General features: G+C 39.2%; 24 protein-coding genes and 1 tRNA gene. 3 read left to right on the top strand and 22 right to left on the bottom strand.

Annotated elements, in window-relative coordinates:
* Positions 1-126: 126 nt before the first annotated feature.
* The 6 genes from HW271_RS03850 to HW271_RS03825 form a co-directional block, all read right to left on the bottom strand.
* Positions 127-198, bottom strand: a tRNA-Arg gene (locus HW271_RS03850).
* Between the two features lie 44 nt (positions 199-242).
* Positions 243-590 (bottom strand): 50S ribosomal protein L19, encoded by a 348-nt coding sequence (gene rplS, locus HW271_RS03845; RefSeq protein WP_001068669.1) that lies wholly within the window; start codon positions 588-590, stop codon positions 243-245.
* Positions 591-708: 118 nt separating this feature from the next.
* The gene (gene crcB / locus HW271_RS03840) at positions 709-1,038 is read right to left on the bottom strand and encodes a fluoride efflux transporter CrcB (protein ID WP_178894915.1); all 330 of its coding nucleotides are present in this window, start codon (positions 1,036-1,038) and stop codon (positions 709-711) included.
* Complete coding sequence (gene crcB / locus HW271_RS03835) at positions 1,032-1,406, bottom strand: fluoride efflux transporter CrcB (protein WP_178894914.1); 375 nt, start codon at positions 1,404-1,406, stop codon at positions 1,032-1,034. Before crcB (HW271_RS03835) ends, crcB (HW271_RS03840) begins: the two co-directional genes overlap by 7 nt.
* A complete protein-coding gene (locus HW271_RS03830; protein ID WP_178894913.1) occupies positions 1,403-1,669 on the bottom strand; it encodes a chorismate mutase in 267 nt (88 codons plus the stop codon). Before HW271_RS03830 ends, crcB (HW271_RS03835) begins: the two co-directional genes overlap by 4 nt.
* 114 nt (positions 1,670-1,783) lie before the next feature.
* Positions 1,784-2,227, bottom strand: coding sequence for a flavodoxin (locus tag HW271_RS03825; protein ID WP_006148652.1), 444 nt, complete (start codon positions 2,225-2,227; stop codon positions 1,784-1,786).
* A 103-nt stretch (positions 2,228-2,330) separates the two neighbouring features.
* Here HW271_RS03825 and HW271_RS03820 point away from each other — a divergent pair, with 103 nt between their 5' ends.
* Both HW271_RS03820 and HW271_RS03815 read left to right on the top strand, forming a co-directional pair.
* Positions 2,331-3,269 (top strand): bifunctional oligoribonuclease/PAP phosphatase NrnA, encoded by a 939-nt coding sequence (locus HW271_RS03820; RefSeq protein ID WP_178894912.1) that lies wholly within the window; start codon positions 2,331-2,333, stop codon positions 3,267-3,269.
* Between the two features lie 93 nt (positions 3,270-3,362).
* Positions 3,363-3,605 (top strand): type B 50S ribosomal protein L31, encoded by a 243-nt coding sequence (locus tag HW271_RS03815; RefSeq protein ID WP_004253349.1) that lies wholly within the window; start codon positions 3,363-3,365, stop codon positions 3,603-3,605.
* Between the two features lie 213 nt (positions 3,606-3,818).
* Here HW271_RS03815 and HW271_RS03810 read toward each other — a convergent pair whose 3' ends face one another.
* From HW271_RS03810 to HW271_RS03795, 4 genes are all read right to left on the bottom strand, one after another.
* On the bottom strand, positions 3,819-4,094 hold the full coding sequence (locus HW271_RS03810) for an HU family DNA-binding protein (protein WP_004253345.1): 276 nt from the start codon (positions 4,092-4,094) through the stop codon (positions 3,819-3,821).
* 107 nt (positions 4,095-4,201) lie between these two features.
* Positions 4,202-5,038: a DegV family protein gene (locus HW271_RS03805; protein ID WP_178894911.1), complete on the bottom strand. Its 837-nt coding sequence runs from the start codon at positions 5,036-5,038 to the stop codon at positions 4,202-4,204.
* 177 nt (positions 5,039-5,215) lie between these two features.
* Positions 5,216-6,448, bottom strand: coding sequence for a lipopolysaccharide assembly protein LapB (locus HW271_RS03800; protein WP_178894910.1), 1,233 nt, complete (start codon positions 6,446-6,448; stop codon positions 5,216-5,218).
* Complete coding sequence (locus HW271_RS03795) at positions 6,438-7,601, bottom strand: AI-2E family transporter (RefSeq protein ID WP_178894909.1); 1,164 nt, start codon at positions 7,599-7,601, stop codon at positions 6,438-6,440. Before HW271_RS03795 ends, HW271_RS03800 begins: the two co-directional genes overlap by 11 nt.
* Before the next feature lie 188 nt (positions 7,602-7,789).
* Here HW271_RS03795 and HW271_RS03790 point away from each other — a divergent pair, with 188 nt between their 5' ends.
* The gene (locus HW271_RS03790; protein ID WP_178894908.1) at positions 7,790-8,803 is read left to right on the top strand and encodes a lactonase family protein; all 1,014 of its coding nucleotides are present in this window, start codon (positions 7,790-7,792) and stop codon (positions 8,801-8,803) included.
* Between the two features lie 41 nt (positions 8,804-8,844).
* Here HW271_RS03790 and HW271_RS03785 read toward each other — a convergent pair whose 3' ends face one another.
* The 12 genes from HW271_RS03785 to HW271_RS03730 all read right to left on the bottom strand — a co-directional run bounded on the left by HW271_RS03785 (position 8,845) and on the right by HW271_RS03730 (position 19,984).
* Positions 8,845-9,264 (bottom strand): F0F1 ATP synthase subunit epsilon, encoded by a 420-nt coding sequence (locus HW271_RS03785; RefSeq protein ID WP_006148659.1) that lies wholly within the window; start codon positions 9,262-9,264, stop codon positions 8,845-8,847.
* 10 nt (positions 9,265-9,274) lie between these two features.
* Positions 9,275-10,681, bottom strand: a complete 1,407-nt coding sequence (gene atpD / locus HW271_RS03780) for a F0F1 ATP synthase subunit beta (RefSeq protein ID WP_178894907.1) — start codon at positions 10,679-10,681, stop codon at positions 9,275-9,277.
* An 80-nt stretch (positions 10,682-10,761) separates the two neighbouring features.
* A complete protein-coding gene (locus HW271_RS03775; RefSeq protein ID WP_178894906.1) occupies positions 10,762-11,640 on the bottom strand; it encodes a F0F1 ATP synthase subunit gamma in 879 nt (292 codons plus the stop codon).
* 15 nt (positions 11,641-11,655) lie between these two features.
* Positions 11,656-13,161, bottom strand: coding sequence for a F0F1 ATP synthase subunit alpha (atpA, locus tag HW271_RS03770; protein WP_178894905.1), 1,506 nt, complete (start codon positions 13,159-13,161; stop codon positions 11,656-11,658).
* Positions 13,162-13,175: 14 nt separating this feature from the next.
* Positions 13,176-13,712, bottom strand: a complete 537-nt coding sequence (locus tag HW271_RS03765; RefSeq protein ID WP_178894904.1) for a F0F1 ATP synthase subunit delta — start codon at positions 13,710-13,712, stop codon at positions 13,176-13,178.
* Positions 13,712-14,206, bottom strand: a complete 495-nt coding sequence (gene atpF, locus HW271_RS03760; RefSeq protein ID WP_178894903.1) for a F0F1 ATP synthase subunit B — start codon at positions 14,204-14,206, stop codon at positions 13,712-13,714. Before atpF ends, HW271_RS03765 begins: the two co-directional genes overlap by 1 nt.
* 18 nt (positions 14,207-14,224) lie before the next feature.
* Positions 14,225-14,941, bottom strand: coding sequence for a F0F1 ATP synthase subunit A (gene atpB / locus HW271_RS03755; RefSeq protein WP_178894902.1), 717 nt, complete (start codon positions 14,939-14,941; stop codon positions 14,225-14,227).
* A gap of 32 nt (positions 14,942-14,973) precedes the next feature.
* Positions 14,974-15,174, bottom strand: a complete 201-nt coding sequence (locus HW271_RS03750) for a F0F1 ATP synthase subunit C (protein ID WP_001054551.1) — start codon at positions 15,172-15,174, stop codon at positions 14,974-14,976.
* A 240-nt stretch (positions 15,175-15,414) separates the two neighbouring features.
* Positions 15,415-15,726: a CHY zinc finger protein gene (locus HW271_RS03745; protein WP_178894901.1), complete on the bottom strand. Its 312-nt coding sequence runs from the start codon at positions 15,724-15,726 to the stop codon at positions 15,415-15,417.
* 13 nt (positions 15,727-15,739) lie between these two features.
* Complete coding sequence (locus HW271_RS03740; protein WP_178894900.1) at positions 15,740-17,026, bottom strand: U32 family peptidase; 1,287 nt, start codon at positions 17,024-17,026, stop codon at positions 15,740-15,742.
* A 122-nt stretch (positions 17,027-17,148) separates the two neighbouring features.
* Entirely contained in the window at positions 17,149-19,359 is a 2,211-nt protein-coding gene (locus HW271_RS03735; RefSeq protein ID WP_178894899.1) for a ComEC/Rec2 family competence protein, read from the bottom strand.
* Entirely contained in the window at positions 19,343-19,984 is a 642-nt protein-coding gene (locus tag HW271_RS03730) for a helix-hairpin-helix domain-containing protein (RefSeq protein ID WP_178894898.1), read from the bottom strand. Before HW271_RS03730 ends, HW271_RS03735 begins: the two co-directional genes overlap by 17 nt.
* Between the last annotated feature and the right edge of the window lie 9 nt (positions 19,985-19,993).

The raw sequence follows: 19,993 nt of genomic DNA, 5'->3' as shown, positions 1-19,993 counted from the left end.
AAAAATCAAACCATTATATGCTAAATCTGGAATATTTTACTATTTTTTACTAGCCCCAATTGACGATATTTCTTCATCATCTCAAACAAAAAAACACTGGTTATCCAGTGTTTTTATTTCTAGTTCTGCCCCCTACAGGAATCGAACCTGCAACTACTCCTTAGGAGGGAGTTGTTATATCCATTGAACTAAGGGAGCTAGAGAAAAACCCTGCCGTATGAGCAGAGTTTTTGTTCATCGAATTAACGACGGATTTCTTTGATACGAGCTGCCTTACCTTGAAGAGCACGCAAGTAGTACAATTTCGCACGACGTACTTTACCGTAACGAACAACTTCGATCTTTTCAACACGTGGAGTGTGGATTGGGAAGATACGTTCAACACCTACACCGTTAGAGATTTTACGAACTGTGTAGTTTTCTGAGATGCCAGCACCTTTACGTGCAATAACAACACCTTCAAAAATCTGGATACGTTCACGGTTACCTTCGACAACTTTCGCGTGTACACGAACAGTGTCACCAGGACGGAATGAAGGGATATCTGTACGAAGTTGACCTTCAGTCAAGCTTTGGATTAATGGATTCATTTTATTCTCCTATCTTTGTCAATCTTGAGGAAACTTCCTCAGCGGATAAACTGTATTTTTGTGCGTCCATTACACACAAGATACAGTTTATCAAATTTCCTAGAAAAAGTAAAGAAATTTAAAGCAAAATTCCCAAAAAAATCGCAAGCAAACCACCCAAGTAAGTCACAAGTAAATAACTATAAAATGTCTTCTTGTCATTGAGCAGTCTTTGGAGTTCATCATTCAAGGTTGAAAACGTGGTCAAGCCACCACAAAAACCAGTTGCAAGAATAAGATAGACTTCTTTAGACTCCACATGATTGTAGAATAAACCGATCAAAAAACAACCGATTAGATTGGCAATAAGAGTTCCTAGTGGCATTATTGACCTTTGATTATAGCGAGAAAAGAAATAACGCACAAGGGCACCTAGTCCACAAGCAAGTGCTAGATAAAATACTACCATTTCTTCCTCCCTAGACAATAGGCCAATAAAAGTCCTCCGCCGACACTTAAAACTAGGTACACAAGCAAGCTAATGTATCGTCCTGTGTCCAGCATTTTCACAGCGTCTAGTATAAGACTAGAAAATGTCGTTAATCCACCACAGAACCCAGTTCCAAGCGCTAGAACGACACCTTTACTACTTCCTTTAGAAACCAGATAACCTTTCACAAGATAGACTAAGCAGAAAATCCCAAAATAGTTGACTACTAGTGTTCCCCAAGGGAAGTCTGGACTAGATGGCAACCATCTCGAAATCTGAAAACGCATAATTCCTCCCAGCATACCAGCTAGAAAGATTCCTAAAGGGTAAAATTTTTCTTTTTTCATTTGATTGTTTTATCCTGATAATCACGTGAACGTTTGAGAATGTCTGAAAAAGTTACAACAATCGTTTCTTCGTATTTTTTATTGCTGACGCGATTTCTGACTTTCTCAAAAATGGCTTCTTCTCTTTTAGTATCCAAGATTGGTTTTCCTGTAGACTTTTTATAAGCAACTACACCCTCAACTAGATGCATTCTTTCTTCTAAGAGTCTTACGATTTGGTCATCAATTTGATCAATTTCTTGTCTAATAATATCTAAATCCATTGAGTCTCCTTTTTATTTGAATTATTGTACCAAAAAAGCACTAAATAGGCTAGTAAAATCCTAATCCTGGTTAATAAAAACTGCACTGACTTACCCAATCAGTGCAACATTATATTATCCAACTTTAGCAGCTAATTCTTCTGCGAATTGCTCCAAACGTTCAATATCTTCTTCTTCTGCAGATAGGTCTACTTTGACGCACTCTGAACCCTTTTCAGCTCCAGTAGCGATAAATACTCGGTCGAAGTCATCAACAGCTTTACAGAATTCATCGTAGAAAGTATCACCTGATCCGACTACACCATAGATTTTACCGCTCAAGTTGAGGTCTGCTAGGTCTTCGTAGAAGTCCATCATTTCGTCTGGTAATTCTCCATCACCATAAGTATAAGTTGCCACAATGGCGATGTCTGCTTCTAAAAAGTCAGAAGCATCAACTGTTGTACACTCATCAACATCGACATCTAAACCACATTCTCTTAATTTATCTGCTACAATATCTGCGATTTCTTCAGTATTACCGGTCATACTGGCAAATACAATTTTTGCTAATGCCATAAGGTCCTCCTCAATTAATCTTCCTCCATTATATCACAGATTTTTCATTTTAAAAATAAAAATTCTTGTGCTACAATGAAATGAGAAAGAATTGAGGTTCATTATGGAAATTTGTCACCAAATTTTAGAAAAAATTAAAGCATACGATACTATTATTATTCACCGTCATATGAAACCAGATCCAGACGCCTTAGGAAGCCAGGTAGGATTAAAAGCATTGCTTGAGCATCATTTTCCTGAAAAAACTATCAAAGCCGTGGGTTTTAACGAACCAACCTTAACTTGGTTAGCTGAAATGGATCAAGTAGATGACACAGACTATCAAGGTGCACTTGCGATTATCTGTGACACAGCAAACACTGCACGTATTGATGATAAACGATACACTAAGGCTGAGACTATTATTAAGATTGACCACCATCCAAATGACGAAGTCTATGGAGATCTTGTTTGGGTAGATACCAACTCTAGCAGTGCCAGTGAGATGATTGCGCTCTTTGCTGAAGCGACTAATCTTGAATTATCCGACTATGCTGCAAAAATGCTCTGTGCTGGAATTATTGGCGACACAGGCCGTTTCCTTTATCCGTCTACTTCTGTACGAACACTTCGAGTAGCAAGTCAACTCAGAGAACACAACTTTGACTACGCCGAATTGACACGTAAAATGGATACTATGAGCTTTAAAATCGCCAAACTCCAAGGTTATGTCTATGATCACTTAGAGGTTGATGAAAATGGAGCTGCTCGTGTCATTCTTACTCAAGAAATCTTGAAGAAATACGACGTTACTGATGCTGAAACAGCTGCTATCGTTGGGGCTCCAGGTCGTATCGATACTGTTAGCCTTTGGGGAATCTTTGTGGAACAAGCAGACGGTCACTATCGTGTACGTCTACGTAGTAAATTTGTCCCTATCAATGGTGTTGCAAAAGAACATGATGGCGGTGGGCACCCTCTTGCTAGCGGAGCAAATTCTTATAGTTTAGAAGAGAATGAGCTCATCTACCAAAAATTGAAAAACTTACTGAAAAATAGATAAAAAGTCTTGCCAAACTTCTGATAATCTGATAGACTAGTATGGTAACAATCTATGGCTCGCAAAGAGACCATGGCAGAAAGGAAATATTGCAAAATGAAAAAAGATATCCATCCAGAATATCGCCCAGTTGTCTTCATGGACACAACTACTGGTTACAAATTCCTTAGCGGTTCAACAAAACGCTCTAGCGAAACAGTTGAGTTCGAAGGCGAAACTTACCCATTGATCCGTGTGGAAATTTCATCAGACTCACACCCATTCTACACTGGACGTCAAAAGTTCACTCAAGCAGATGGACGCGTGGATCGTTTCAACAAAAAATACGGTCTCAAATAATCAACCGCATCACTTGCATAAGGTTGAACGAAAACAACTCCGATTCGGAGTTGTTTTTTTCTTTCTTTCACTTCTAGTAATCATTGAAAATTTTTTAATACAAGCTACTAAACGTTCAATTCTAATATCTCCTGCTACTTTTTTTCTTTATACACAAAAAAAGCCTGTCACGCAAGCTCAAATGCTTGATATGACGGGCTTTTTATAAAATCATTATTTAACTGCTTCTTTAAGAGCTTTACCAGCTTTGAATGCTGGAACTTTAGAAGCTTTGATTTTGATTTCTTTACCAGTTTGTGGGTTGCGACCTTTACGAGCTGCACGTTTACGAACTTCGAAGTTACCAAAACCGATCAATTGAACTTTTTCACCAGCTGAAAGGAATTCAGTTACAGCTGCGAATACAGCGTCAACTGCTGCTGCTGAATCTTTCTTAGTCAATTCTGTAGCTTCTGCTACTTTAGCGATCAAATCTTGTTTGTTTGCCATGTTAATGAATCCTCCAAAATTATTTCTAATTAACACTTATAATCATAACCTAAATTTCCTTTTAGGTCAAGTCAAAAACACGTTTTTATTGATTTTTCTCAATTTTTTTAGGAATTATATCGAATTAAGATTGCCCAGGCGTTTTCTCCGGTGTGAGTTTGGATAATTGAGCCCGTTTCAAGGACTGAAATCGGCTTCTCAACATAAGGTTGTAGAACAGCTTTCATCTCATTTGCCCATTCATTTGTACCTGCATAAGAAATACCAATCTCAGCTACTGATCTATCTGCTAGAGTGGCTACTAACTCATCCAACCATTTCTTAAAGGTTTTGGCACCACGTCCCTTCACAATCGGTTGAAGTTCATGGTCCTTCATTTGCATAACAACTCGAATATTAAGAAGGGAGCTCAGTAAACCTGTAACACGACCAATGCGACCACCTTTTACAAGATTTTCCAAAGTAGACACACCGATGTAGAGTTCTGTGTTCTTTTTTACGTCCTCTACATGGGCTAGAATAGTTTCAAGGTCTTTCCCTTCTTGAGCTAGTTTAGCAGCTTCTACAACTTGGAACTTCAAGGCCTGATCCGTAAATGAACTATCTATAACAGTGACATCTGCTGTTGATAGACTTGCACCTTGACGAGCCGCTTCTACTGTTCCTGATAAAGCGTGAGACATATGGATTGCCAAAATCTGACTACCATCCTTGCCCAAGTCTTCAAAAATCTCTGCAAAGAGTCCAACTGGTGGTTGACTAGTCTTAGGAAGATTTTTACTAGCTTTCATCAAGCGAAGAAATTCTCCTTCTTCAAGATCTGCATCCGAATAAAGGACACTATCAATCATTACTGATAGTGGAACGACAGTAATATCGAATTCTTTGACTACTTCTGGTTCAATAGTAACAGAAGAGTCCGTTACAATTTTTACTTTTGTCATATTTCAAATCTTTCTATTTCATGAATTTTAATTATTCAACTTAACTATATCAATTATATCAAAAAATTATCAAAAATTCATACAATATCTATTTATTTTAAGGGCTTATTCCCTAATTATTTTTAAAAAAGTTTATAAAAAATAACCGCCCCTTTTCAGGCGATTATTATGGATATCTTACATTAAATGATTATATAATTCCTGCATCTGCATATCGTCTGGTACTAAGTGAAGATAAGCTAGTATATATGTTTTTGCCTCTTCTAACTTACCTAGTTCTCTTAATAAATAAATATACTGCTCCAAAAACTCAGGATTGTCCTTGAGTTCTGTTGCAAGGTCCTTATAGAGTTCATAGGCTGCATCCAATTTCTCAGTCTCTTGGTAACTTCTCGCAATCATCCATTTAGTCAAGAGATTCTCAGGCTCATGGACTGCTAAAGCGAGAATATCCTCGTATCTTTCTTGTTCCTGATACATAGTCGCTAAGCGCAATAAAATTTCTTCCTGGTCATCAGCATTCTCTTGAGCTTGTAGTAGATAAGCTTCTGCTTGTTCAGGTTGGTGTAACTCGTAAGATAACTGAGATGCAAGGAGTAAGAGACGGGTTTCAAAAGGATTTTTTGATAATCCTTGTTGCGCTATTTTCAGAGCTTCTTCTGTCTGGTGTTCTTTATGAAGGGCTTGGCTATAGCCGTACTCATATCCTTCAAAATCTGGGGAAATGGTGTCTATTTGTTTAAAGTATAAGACTGCTTTTTGGTAGTCCTCTTGATCAAAATAGAGACTGGCAAGTTCATAGGCTGTTTGGTCATCATATTCTAACTCTAAGGCTTTTTCTAGAAACTCAATAGCAGATTCGAACTTTCCAAGTCTTGCATAAGCAAGACCAATTCTCTGATAAGTCGAAATTCCAGTTTGATCATAGATAGCACGATTATCTAATTGGGCATAGCCCTGAATAGCCTCTAAATCGTTTCCTAACTCGCTATCTAATTCTGCTAGTCCAAATATCAAGAGAGGATCATTAGAGTAGCTACGAGCTTCTAAGAGCTTCTCACGCGCAACATCAGTCAGTCCTTCCATCTGATATAAATCAGCTTTTAAGGCAAGAGCTGATACATACCATTCGCTTTCAGGACCAATATTCTCTAAATAATCAAAGGCTTCCTCAATCAATCCATCCTCACCAGCAATTGCAGCTAGATTGATGTAGACTTCTGGAAATTTCGGTGCTAGTTTCTCATAGATTTGTGCTGCCTGTGGATAGAAACCAATCCCTTCGAGATATGCAGCAAGTTCAAGAAGAACTTCATCTGAATCTTCCTCTATTGCTTTTTGAAAATAGGAATCTGCTTTGGGCAAATCTTGTTGTTCTAAAGCCTCGAGCATTTGTTGACTATTGTTCACGATTAGTCTCCTCTACTGGTTCATAAAGTCCACTAATTTCTTTGTACCAATCAAAAATAGCTGAGATCACTACTTTTGCAGAAGCGTAGATTGGAATACCTAGCAATACACCCCAAATACCAAACATGGATCCTGAAGTTAATAGAACAAAAAGAATTGTGATTGGGTGAATATTCAATTGGCTTCCTAAAATCAATGGTGATACAAAGCGTCCTTCAATGGTTTGCTCAACAATAAAGACGATAATAACTTTTAAGAGCATGACAGGACCTGCAATGAGACCCAACACAAGGGCTGGAAGCATAGCAAGGAAGCTTCCAAGATAAGGCACAAGGTTCAATACACCTGCAGTAACACCGAGCGCTACTGCATATCGAAGCCCAATTATCTTAAAGAAGATAATAAACATGATAGCTACGATTACAGCGACTGTAATTTGTCCTCTAACGTAATTAGCAAGTTGTTGGTTCACATCTGATAGAACCTTACCTACTGGTTCTCTTAATTTATTTGGTAAAAACTGAGTGATATAGTCTCTTAGCCCTTTACCGTCTCGAAGGAGGTAAAAGAGCATAAATGGCATGATAATTAGAGCAACAATCACTTGTGACGTTCCACTAATAAGAGCACTCACCCAGTTGACAGCTTTAGAAGAAATATTACTTGCCCATGCAGTTGCCTGAGTTGAAAATTGCGCTAAAACCTGTTCCAGTTGAGGTCTAAAGTCATCTGGCAAACGCTTGGTTACAAGGTCATCAATAACTCTATCAGCATCTTCGAGATAACTTGGGACATTTTGCGCAAAAATTACTACTTGACGTTGAAGGTTTGGAATTGCAACAGCTAGACCAATAATCAAGAGTACGGCAATAATGACGAAGATAATACTAATGGCTAAGACGCGGTTAATCTTGTACTTCTCCATCAGATCTACTAGTGGATTCAAGAGGTAGAAAAGTAGTCCCGATAAAATAACCGGCAACATGACTACTGATAAAAAGTCTATAACAGGGATAAATAAAAAGCTGATTTTACTGAGAATAAAAATATTCAGACCTAGTAACAAGGCCACCAAAAATACAGTAACAGCCTTATTATCTAAAAACCATTTAAAAAACCAAGATAAGGTAAAGTGTTTCTCTTTTTGTTCCATTTTTTCTTCCTTTCCTTTGTCCTAACATTATACCATGTTTTAAGAAAAATAAGGGGTTTTTATAGTGTTTTAAAAAAGGATAAATTTAGCTTTTTGGCAAGAGTCCAGGACCGTTTTATGAATTAGAATTTTCATCTAGTAGACCTTTTTATGTTATAATTGAAGTATATTTTTTTAGAGGTATGAATATGAAAGAAACAGTCTATTTTGGAACTTATACACGCCGTATTTCCCAAGGGATTTACAAGGCAGATTTTGATACTGAGACAGGCAAGCTAGCAAATTTAAAACTCTTTGCAGCAGAACCAAGTCCAACCTATTTGGCCTTTGATCAAGACCAACATTTATACACTGTAGGAAGCCATGATGGTAAAGGTGGTATCGCAGCATACAAGACTGATGGTAGTCTCCTTAATCATGTCGTTGAAGAAGGTGCTCCTCACTGTTACGTTGCAGTTGATGAGAAGCGTAGTCTAGTCTATGGCGCAAACTACCATAAAGGACAAGTGCTAGTCTATAAACGAAAAGAAGATGGCAGTCTTGAATTAGCTGATATTGACCAACATACCGGCCATGGTCCACATGAAAACCAAACTTCTCCTCACGTACACTACACAGATTTAACACCAGACCAATATTTAGTAACTTGTGACTTAGGTACTGACCAAGTTACTACCTACGATGTCAGTCCAGAAGGACAATTAAAGAAATTAGCAAGCTACAATTCTAATCCTGGTGCTGGAGCTCGCCACCTTGTTTTCCACCACCACTACAAGATTGCTTATCTCATTTGTGAACTCAATAGTACGATTGAAGTATTGATTTACGATGGTGTCGGAGAATTTGAACAAATGCAGGTCATTTCAACCTTACCAGATGACTATGATGGTTTCAATGGAACTGCCGCTATTCGTCTCTCAAAAGATGGTAAATTCCTCTACGCTTCTAACCGAGGACATGATTCTATTGCTGTCTATAGCGTTTTAGCAGATGGTAGCTTGGAGTTATTAGAGATTGTTCCAACGCATGGGAAAAATCCACGTGATTTTGATTTATCACCTGACCAGGAGTTCCTCATCGCTGTTCACCAGGATTCTGATAATGCGACAGTCTTTAAGCGCAATCCTGAAACTGGTAGACTGGCTGAACTTTCTAATGAATTTCATGTACCTGAAGCGGTCTGCATTAGTTTTCATAACTAATAAAAAAAAGAACTTGAATAAAGATCAAGTTCTTTTATATTTTATAATTTATTTCCGACATTAATACGGTTAATAGCACGTTGCAATGCAATTTTAGCACGGCGCTCTTGGTCGATTAAGTGTTTGTCTTGTGCTTCTTCGATTTCACGTTCTGCACGAAGTTTAGCACGTTCTGCACGACTAACATCAATATCGCGCGCACGTTCAGCTGAGTCAGCAATAATGGTAATGACATTATTAGCAATCTCAATGATTCCTCCGTTTACTGCAATCCAGTTCACATGAGTATCATCATCGATGCGTTTAACCTTTACTTCATCAACTGCTAGAACCGCAATCATATTTTCATGTCGTGGCAAGATCCCCATCTCACCATCCAGAGTTCGTACCGATACAAAGCTGGCATGGTGATCATAGACGAGGCCATCTGGTGTCACGATCTGGACAGTTAAATGTGCCATAGATCACCTCTTAAAATCCCATTTTTTCAGCCTTAGCAATAACATCTTCGATTGAACCTACTCCACGGAAGGCATCTTCTGGAAGGTGATCGTGTTTACCGTCAAGAATTTCCTTGAAGCCACGAACTGTTTCAGCTACTGGAACATAAGATCCTGGTTGACCAGTAAACTGTTCCGCAACGTTGAAGTTTTGTGACAAGAAGAACTGAATACGGCGTGCACGAGCAACCAAAGTCTTTTCTTCATCAGAAAGTTCATCCATACCAAGGATAGCGATGATATCTTGCAACTCATGGTAACGTTGAAGCACACGTTTCACTTCTGCAGCTACTGCATAGTGCTCTTCTCCAACGATTTCAGGTGCCAAAGCACGTGAACTTGAAGCAAGAGGGTCAACGGCAGGGTAGATACCCAATTGTACCAATTTACGCTCCAAGTTGGTTGTTGAATCCAAGTGAGCAAAAGCTGTTGCTGGCGCTGGGTCAGTATAGTCATCCGCTGGCACATAGATGGCCTGGATAGAGGTTACAGAACCCTTCTTAGTTGAAGTGATACGTTCTTGCAATTGACCCATTTCTGTTGCAAGGGTTGGCTGATAACCAACGGCTGATGGCATACGACCCAAAAGGGCAGATACTTCTGAACCAGCTTGTGTGAAACGGAAAATATTGTCAATGAAGAGAAGAACGTCTTGACCTTCTACATCACGGAAGTATTCAGCGATTGTCAAACCAGTAAGGGCAACACGCATACGTGCTCCTGGTGGCTCATTCATCTGACCAAATACCATGGCTGTTTTTTCGATAACGCCTGATTCTTTCATTTCCCAGTAGAGGTCGTTCCCTTCACGAGTACGTTCCCCAACACCAGTAAATACTGAGATCCCACCGTGTTCTTGGGCAATGTTGTGAATCAATTCTTGGATCAATACGGTTTTACCAACTCCGGCACCACCGAAGAGCCCGACCTTACCACCTTTAAGGTAAGGGGCAAGAAGGTCGATAACCTTGATCCCTGTTTCTAGAATTTCTGAAGAGGTTGACAATTCATCAAAAGTTGGTGCTTTTTTATGAATTGGCTGACGCTCTGCATCTTCACCAAAAGGAGCTTCCAAGTCAATGGTATCTCCCAAAACGTTGAAGACACGTCCTAGAGTTTCTTTCCCAACTGGTACTGAGATTGGACGACCTGTGTCCAATACTTCCAAACCACGGGTCAAGCCATCAGTTGATTCCATAGCGATGGTACGAACCATACCATCTCCCAACTCTAAGGCTACTTCAAGGACGATTTTTGTTTTTCTTTCGTCATTTTTGTAGACGACAAGTGCATTATTAATCTCTGGTAGTTCCTCACCTGCTGCAAACATGACGTCTACAACGGGACCGATAACCTGAGCAATTTTACCTGAACTCATCTACTTCTCCTATTCTGTATAAGATACTATCGGTTCCTAGTATGACTAGGTCCTAAGTTCATTTCTCTGAGCAAGATGCTCTATTCCAAAGCACTAGCTCCTGCTACGATTTCTGTAATTTCTTGTGTAATCGCCGCCTGTCTGGCACGGTTATACTGGATAGTCAAATCATTGATAACTTTTTTAGCATTATCTGTTGCTGTCTGCATAGCTGTCATCCCAGCAGCATTTTCTGCTGTTTTGGCATCAATAATAGCACCGTAAATCATACTTTCTGCAAACTGTGGCAATAGTTGATCCAAGATTTCTTCACGACTTGTCTCAAGCTCAAAAGTCAAGCTGTAGTTATCATCTGCTTCATTTGGGTCCAAGTCGACAATTGGAAGCATCTGCTCAACACGCATTTGACTTGTCAGTGTATTCACGTGGTGGTTGTAACAAACATAGAGCTCATCGAAAAGTTCATTTTGATACATTTCAATGGTTTTTGAAATAATCTTATGAACTTCATCGAAGCTTGGTTGACTGGCTAGACCACGCAATTCATAAATTGGCTGAATACCACGAGCTTTAAAGAAGTCTGCTCCCATACCACCGATACAGATGACTTCAAAATCATCACCTGAAGGATGGTATTCTTGTTGCAGTTCCATGACAGCCTTCAAGATTGAAGAGTTATATCCTCCAACAAGACCACGGTCAGATGTAATGACGATATAGCCTGTTTTTTTGACAGGGCGACTAATCAACATTGGATTCGTTGATCCGCCAGCACCATCACCGTGAAGGATATCTGTAAGGAGTTTACGGACTTTTTGAGCATAAATCTGGAAGTTGCGTGCAGCTTCTTCAGAACGACCTAACTTAGCTGCAGAAACCATCTGCATGGCGTTAGTAATTTGACTAGTATTTTTCGTTGAGGCGATTTTTGTTTTAATATCATTTAGAGATACTGCCATCTGACACCTCTATTCTTATTGGAAGCTGGATTGATTGAGAAACTCGGTAATCGCAGCATCCAAGACTACTTCTTCTGGCAAGTCTTTTGTTTCACGAATAGTTGCCAAAATCTCAGGATGTTGGGCATCAAAGAAGGCATGAAACTCTTCCTCGAAACGAACAATATCATCAACTGATATTGTATCCAAGAATCCATGAGTCAAGGCATACAGAATGGTTACTTGTTTCTCAACAGGTAATGGTTTATGAACTGGTTGTTTCAATACTTCTACAGTACGACGACCACGGTTCAATTTAGCCTGTGTAGCTGCATCCAAGTCTGAACCAAATTTGGTGAAGGCTTCCAACTCTCGGTATGAAGCAAGGTCGATACGAAGAGTACCAGCAACCTTCTTCATGGCTTTAATCTGAGCAGAACCACCAACACGAGATACAGAAGAACCTGCATCAATAGCCGGACGAATACCCGCATTAAAGAGACTATCACTTAGGAAGATTTGTCCATCCGTAATAGAGATTACGTTTGTGGCGATATAAGCTGAGATATCTCCAGCTTGGGTCTCGATAAATGGAAGAGCCGTGATAGATCCACCACCAAGCTCATCTGAAACCTTAGCAGAACGCTCAAGTAGACGGCTATGAAGGTAGAAGACATCCCCTGGGAAGGCTTCACGACCTGGAGGACGACGAAGCAAGAGAGAAAGTTCACGATAAGCTACCGCTTGTTTAGATAAGTCATCATAAACGATCAACACATGCTTCCCTTGGTACATGAACTCTTCCGCCATAGCAACCCCTGCATAAGGTGCAAGGAAAAGCAATGGTGAAGGTTGTGAAGCTGAGGCTGTCACAACGATTGTGTAATCCAAGGCACCGTACTGACGAAGTGTTTCTACTTGTGTACGAACTGTTGATTCTTTTTGTCCAATCGCTACATAGATACAGATCATATCTTGACCTTTTTGGTTCAAGATAGCGTCAATAGCGATAGTTGTTTTCCCTGTTTGACGGTCACCGATGATCAACTCACGTTGGCCACGACCGATTGGAACAAGGGCGTCAATAGCTTTCAAACCAGTTTGCAATGGTTCTGATACAGACTTACGTTGCATAACACCAGGAGCTGGTGCTTCAACTGGACGAGTTTTATCTGTGTTGATTGGACCAAGTCCGTCTACAGGACGACCAAGTGGATCGACAACACGTCCAATCAAGCTATCACCAACTGGAACTTCCATGATTTTCCCTGTACGACGAATTGTATCGCCTTCACGAATATCTGTAAAGTCCCCAAGGATGATAATACCGACGTCTGTTGATTCCAAGTTTTGCGCCATACCATAAGAGCCATTTTCAAAAATCAACAGCTCACCGCTCATGGCGTTTTCGAGTCCATGTGCACGCGCAATCCCGTCACCGATGTAGGTTACAACACCTGTTTCAGTCACATCAAAATTGGGTTTGAAATTTTCAATTTGTTGCTTAATTAAAGCGCTGATTTCTTGTGCGTTAATTGCCAAAAGAACACCACTTTCTATTTCAAATTTTCCTTAACAACTTTAAGTTGTTGCTTAATACTCACATCAATTGTCTTGTGATTGGCAAAAATAACAAAACCACCGATTAAACTATCGTCGATTTTTTCCTTAATGCTACGAACTTTTAGAGACATCTTTTTCTCGATTAGAGGAACTAGTCGTTCTTTCTGTTCATCAGTCAAAGTATGTGCAGACAAAATAGTCACTTCAAAACGATTGGTTTCTTTTTCAAGACGATTCAAGCAATCTACAATCACATCATAAAACAGGTTTGATCTGTGATTGTAAAGTAGAACCTCGATAAAGTTTTGTACTAAAGGTGACACAGAGTCCTGGAAAAAACGAACCGTTTTTTCTTTATCCGACTCATCTACTGCCACCTGAGCTAAAAAAGAAGGTAAGCCTGTTTCTTCAGCTACTTGCTTGATTTGAGACAAGTCTGAAAAAATAGAATCTTCTTCTCCTTTTTCAATCACTAATTGGACAAAAGGCATGCTGTATTTTTCAATTACCTTTAGAGTCTTTTTGTCCATTAAGCTTCTCCTAGCTGATCGATATACTGATCAATGAGTTCTTTATGGGCCTGACTGTCAAGGTTTTGAGAGATGATTTTTCCAGCTAGACTAATTGTTAAATCAGCTACATCTCCCTTAACGCTTTGTAAAGCTTCAGCTTTATTTTGAGCAATTTCTTGGTTGGCTTTTTCTTTTAAGCGCCCTGCTTCAAGTTTAGCTTCGGCCAAAATATCAGCTTTACTTTTCTCAGCTGTTTCCTTTGCATTCTCGATAATAGTTTTAGCTTCGGTACGGCTTCCTGCTAACTCAGCTTCGCGTTTGCTAGCAAGTTCCTCAGCCTTTTTACGGGCTCCCTCGGCACCATCAATATCTGAAGAAATCTTTTCAGCACGTTCATCTAAGACACTGGTAATATTTCCCCAAGCATATTTCTTCACTAAAAAGATCAATAAAAGGAAGGAACCAGCGATCAGAATAAAGTCACCGATAATGGTACTAATAGTTAAATCCATCTTCTAATCCTCCTCTACTTACTCTTCCCCTTCATTTATTTTTTTACCAATGTACATTGATGACAACATGGTAAATACATAAGCCTGAATACATGAAATGAAAATTGAAAAAGCTGTCCATAACATGTTTGCGATAAAGGCAAAAGGATACCAATACAAAGCATTTTGTGACAAGGTCAATAGCAATCCAGCTAAGACCTCACCGGCAAAAATATTTCCGTAGATCCGAATCGCCAAGGAAGCAAAATTGGTGAACTCTTCTAAAATGTTCATCGGAGTCATAAAGCCAGGTGTAACAAATGCTCTCAAATATTCTTTAACGCCTCTACGACGAACTCCTTCTACATGGGCGATCAAAGTGATCAATAATGAGAGGGATAAATCGTATCCAAGGTTAGCTGTTGGGGAAGTCCACAAGTTATAACCGTTCGTTGTTTGTACTTTTGCCATTAAGCCAATATTGTTGGCAACCAAGATAAACAGAAATAGAGAAAACAGAAACAAGGAATAATCCTTAATGTATGATTCTCCAATGTTTGGTTTGGTAAAACCAATCACAAAGTCATAAATCATCTCAAGAGCATTTTGTTTGCCCTTGGGACGGATGGTCATTTCACGACTTGCCCAGTAGACAAAGGCAAAAACCATCAAAACAGTTACAAGAGACATGGCAAGCAGGGTCAAATCAAAGGATATTGGTCCAATATTAACGGTTGGATTCAAACTTTCTTCCATGGTTTGACACCTCCATTTCTAAATAGAGTTGTCTATTTAATGACAAATGACATCGCCAAGGTTACAAAGAATGTTCCTTCGATAAAGGCAATCCCCATGATCATCAAACTACGCAATTGTGGGATGATATCTGGTTGGCGTGCTGCAGATTTGAACAAACCGTTCATCAAAAATCCTTCTGCAAGAGATACACCCATACAGGCAAGACAAAGTCCGAAAAATGTTAAATTCATGACGAATTCTCCTTTTTTAAATTAAATTTACCTCCCTAGTTTAGTCCTAAAATTTGCTTTTGTCAACTTTTTACTAGGAATGGAAGCGTTTTGAATCATTTATTTCCAATTTTACGATTTTCAAGACAATTATATAGAAAATTTTATTCCCTTTTCACGAACCTTTCACGAACCTCTCACTATCTTTCTATGTTTTCTGAAAACAAAAATCCGAGTTTTACAACTCGGATTTGCTATTTCTTATTTAAAATAATATGAGTGATGATTTTGACAAGCTGGATTAAAGAGAGCTTCACAGTATGGACAAGTGCCCGTCTCTGTATACTCCTCATACGTTAGTGTTTCCCCACAGGATCCACATAAGATAGGTCTATCCTTTTTCAGATTTAAAGGATAGGGAGAAAATATGTGCGACTCCAGTTCATTATGACACTGATAACAGGCATAGTATTTCTTACACTCATAGCACTGTAAGGCTACGATATCCTTATCACTATGGTAATGAACACATCTGCTTTCATGATCTACTAGTAAGCCCTGAGCTTGAACCATTCTTTTTCCTTATCTAGGCACGAACTGTGACGCTTGTTCCATCTTCTTTGTATAGATTAATCAGACCTTCTTTCAAAGCACGGACCATATCGCCAGCTTGTACTGGTTGAGGAACCTTGATGGTCAAAAGTTCCATTGGGTTTGGTGCACGGTCGATTTTATTTCCTTTAGCATCATGAAGGTCTTCAATATAAGTTTCAAAATGACGGAAACCTGGACCATAGAATTCAACTTGGTCACCTTCATTGATAACATTCCGTTGACGAATAGTTGCTGTTTGTGTAGCATCATCATAAGCCACTACTTCAGCAACAAACTTGTATTCTGGAATCTTACGACGAGCTCCGAAAAGTTGCTCATTTTCAGATGGTGTTCCGTAGTAGAAACCTGTAGCCAACTCACGTTGGGCAACCTTCCACATTTCATCAATCAAGTCTTGCTTAATAGCTTCAAACTTTTCAGGACTCTCAAGATAGGCATCAACAGCAGCCTTGTAGCAGTTTGTTACTGTTGAAACATAGTGGATGGACTTCATACGGCCCTCAATCTTCAAACTATCCACACCATTTTCAATCATATCAGGGATATGGTCAATCATAGACATATCAACGGCTGACATGGAGAATTCTTCAGGAATTTCTCCCTTAAGACTCTTACGTTCCTTACCGAAGGGCATATCGTAAAGGTCATATTTCCAACGGCAAGATTGTGAACATCCACCACGGTTGGCATCACGCATACTCATGTGGTTAGAAAGGGTACAACGGCCAGAATATGAGATACACATAGCTCCATGTACAAAAGCTTCAATCTCAACGTCTGTACGTTTGCGGATTTTTGCCAATTCTTCCATAGAAACCTCACGCGCCAACACGACACGAGTCAATCCAAGTTCTTTCCAGAATTCTAGAGTTTCATAGTTGGTCGCACTTGCTTGTGTTGAAAGGTGGATTTCAAGTCCTGGTGCTTCTGTTGCTGCAATCATGATCAAGGCTGGATCAGACACGATAACCGCTGCAATACCAATGTCACGTAGCTTACGGAACCACTCACCAGCGCCTTCTTCATTTCCTTCGTGCATAACCATATTAGCAGCTACATAAACCTTAGCACCATATTTAGCTGCGAACTGTACTCCTTCTTCCATTTGTTCGAAAGTAAAGTTCCCTGCACGGCTACGAAGACCATAGGCCTGACCACCGATAAAGACAGCATCCGCTCCGTATTGGACAGCTACTTTTAGTTTTTCAAGTGTTCCTGCAGGTGATAAAACCTCAGGACGTTTCAAAGTTTTTGTCATGTTTTCTCCTATTTGCAATATAAAAGTTTGACACTAATCTTTACCATTTTATAGCAAAAAGGTTCTAAAATCAAGTTTTGATTGATTGTTTAGACAATTTTAATTTTCTTAAAAAGCTAAGTTCAGCGAACTGTTTCTATTTGCCAAGTACTCCACCCTTTAAAACGAATGCCTCCCTTTTGGTCCGTTTTGTAAATCGAATCCCCAAGTTCTTGGTTACTATCTCCATATTTTTCTTTGTATGTTTTCTTCTTGCCTACCGAAATGACCGTAATTTTAGGTTGTAAGTTTTTGAAGACTTCAACATTATTCTTTTTCTTAGCTGTTTCCTGATGAGTTATCACTACATCTGCTTGGAGTTTTGGATAGGACTTGGTTAAGAGCTTCTCCTCTATATTTCCAGTGACTAGAAAAGTTTGATTTAGTAGCTTTCCATACAAGACCATTGAATCCTTTTTATCGCTATTTTGGCTAGTGATTACTTCCAAACCACTCCCAAAAATAAACAACTGCTCTCCTGTTTTAATAGGACGTACTTTCAAGTTACTTTCCTTTAATTTATCCATAAATTCTCTTTTAGATAAAGTTTCTTCACTTACTAGAATCTCTTCAAGCTCGAAGGCTTTACTGATTTCTAACACATGATCTAACTGCTTAGTATCACTAGTCGTTAGCACAAGCTGATCAATCTTTGCAACTCCTCGACTTTTTAGATAAGGGATTAAACTCCGTTCGGCATTGCTAGAGGAAATCCTCTCCTGCCAGGCTTCTTTCTTGTCACGTTCAGATTTTTCTCCGACATCCAGTAGTATGGTCTTTCCTGTCATGTCTCTTAGGAAAATGCTCCTCCCCTGTTCCATATCTAGGACTGTGATTTCATTCTCCAGTGGATGTTTGGTTACTAAAAAGAGTGAGATAGCAACTATGACAAGCATAGATATTTTTTTCAAATTCTTTCGATAATCGTAGATGAGAGCTAAAGTAATCAAAAGAAGGATTAAAATCCAAAGACTCGGCTGACCGAAAACAAGAGGCCTCGTAGATAGCTGAGAAATATAGCGAATGATGTTTTCAAGCCATTCAAAGAGATAGTTGAACTGGGTGATGGGATATATAAATGACAGACAGAAGAGAATCGATAAGAGCGGTAACAGGACCATATCAAATAAGAATGAAAAGACAAATGTCAAGAGAATGGACCACGGTTGAAATTCTGAAAAATAAAATGATAAAATTGGCAGAATTCCCAAGGAAATAATGCAACTCTCTCTAACCAACCCTCTTATTCCTTCTATTTCTTCACCTGTCATGGTCAGTATAAAAGCATAGGCACAGGATAGAACCCCTCCAGCTGTTAAGAAAAAGTTCGGCATGATAAGAAATAGAATAAGAATCGTCAAAGCAAAATTATCTAGTGACTTAAAGCCATGCTGAGCCAATAGCTTTTGTAGAAGACTACGAATAACTGAAGCTGAAAATCCTGTCAAACCTGCATAGACCAATGACAATGGATAGGCTAACCATTTGAACTTCTCTTGCGTCAAACCCAAACGCAGAAGTAACTTCTTGAAAGCATCCATGAAAAAGCCTACCTGCATTCCAGACAAAGCAAAAAGATGAATAATCCCTAGGCTGGAATAAAGTTCATTCATTTCCTCAAAATCTGTGTCCAAATGCCCCAATAATAGACCGGTCATGTAGTTGCGCATGGGATCGGGAAATTTCCTTTTTATCCAGACAACTGATTTTCTCCTCAAGCTTGATAGATTTTCTCCGATATCCCAACTACTTGTTTGCTTTAGCTCAACAATTTCGGATATAGTTAAGGTCTGATAAATTCCTTGCGTTTTGAGATAGTTTCGATAATCAAAACCAGCAAAATTACTGGCACCTTGAGGACTAGCTAGCTTGCCTTTCACAACCATTTCATGTAGTTCAGACAACTCTTGAAATTTTTCCTTTTCAGCTTCCGACTGGAGTTTATAATAGATCTGAAAGAGTCTACCATCAGCCTTGCCACGAAAAGTCAAGCTATCACCATTAACCTTGATGGTATCAGGCAAGATTCGAACTGTATCAACCGTGTTGACTAGATGTTGACTCGCTTCTTCTTGCTGCCATTTTTGAAATACAAACCAACTCCCAAATAGGCTGCAAACCAATAGGACTTTGACTACAGTCTTCCATGGAAATTGAAAAAACAGGCAGATCAGTAAAAAGACAAATCCCAAAAGTGCTAATACACTTGCTGAAAAAATTGCATAGTAGAGCCATAGCAAAAGAAAACTAAGATAGATTTTTGGGATGGGAAAACGATTAATCCACTGTGACATACTCTTTTAACTTTTCTATCGTTTTTGCACCAATACCAGAAACCTTTTTGAGATCATCAACTGACTTGAACTTACCGTTAGACTCACGATGGTCAATAATATCTTGCGCACGTTTCGCACCTAAACCTTTGACTTGTTTAAGTTCCTCTACACTGGCTTTATTGAGATTGACTTTCTTACTTTCCTTGTTGTTAGAGGTATTTGATTGTGATTCTTGACTGGTAGCTTCTTCCTTGGTCGGAACATAGACCAGTGCTTCGTCACTAATTCTCTGGGCAAGATTGATAGACTTACTATCAGCATTATCTGTCAGTCCACCAGCTTTTTGAACAGCATCATTGATACGACTTCCAACTGGCAAATCGTAAATCCCTGGCGATTTAACAGCCCCTTTGACATCGACAGTAATTAGATCTTGCTCTACCACTTCTTCTTTCTGATTTTTATCTTCATTTTCATCCGTCGAATCCTTTGAAACAATTGTAACTTCAGTCTGCAAATTACTCTCCTTAGCAGGCGTTTGAGCGACTGGTTTTAGGAGGAAAAATCCACCTAAGACCAAACCCAAACTAGCGCAGATGACAATGATTTTGTATTCTTTGATTTTCTCAATAAGTTCTTCCATATTTTCTCC

This window comes from Streptococcus sp. oral taxon 061 (assembly GCF_013394695.1).
GTDB lineage: Bacteria > Bacillota > Bacilli > Lactobacillales > Streptococcaceae > Streptococcus.
The sequence above is the reverse complement of the archived record's forward strand: the minus strand, read 5'-3'. Positions and strand labels throughout refer to the sequence as shown.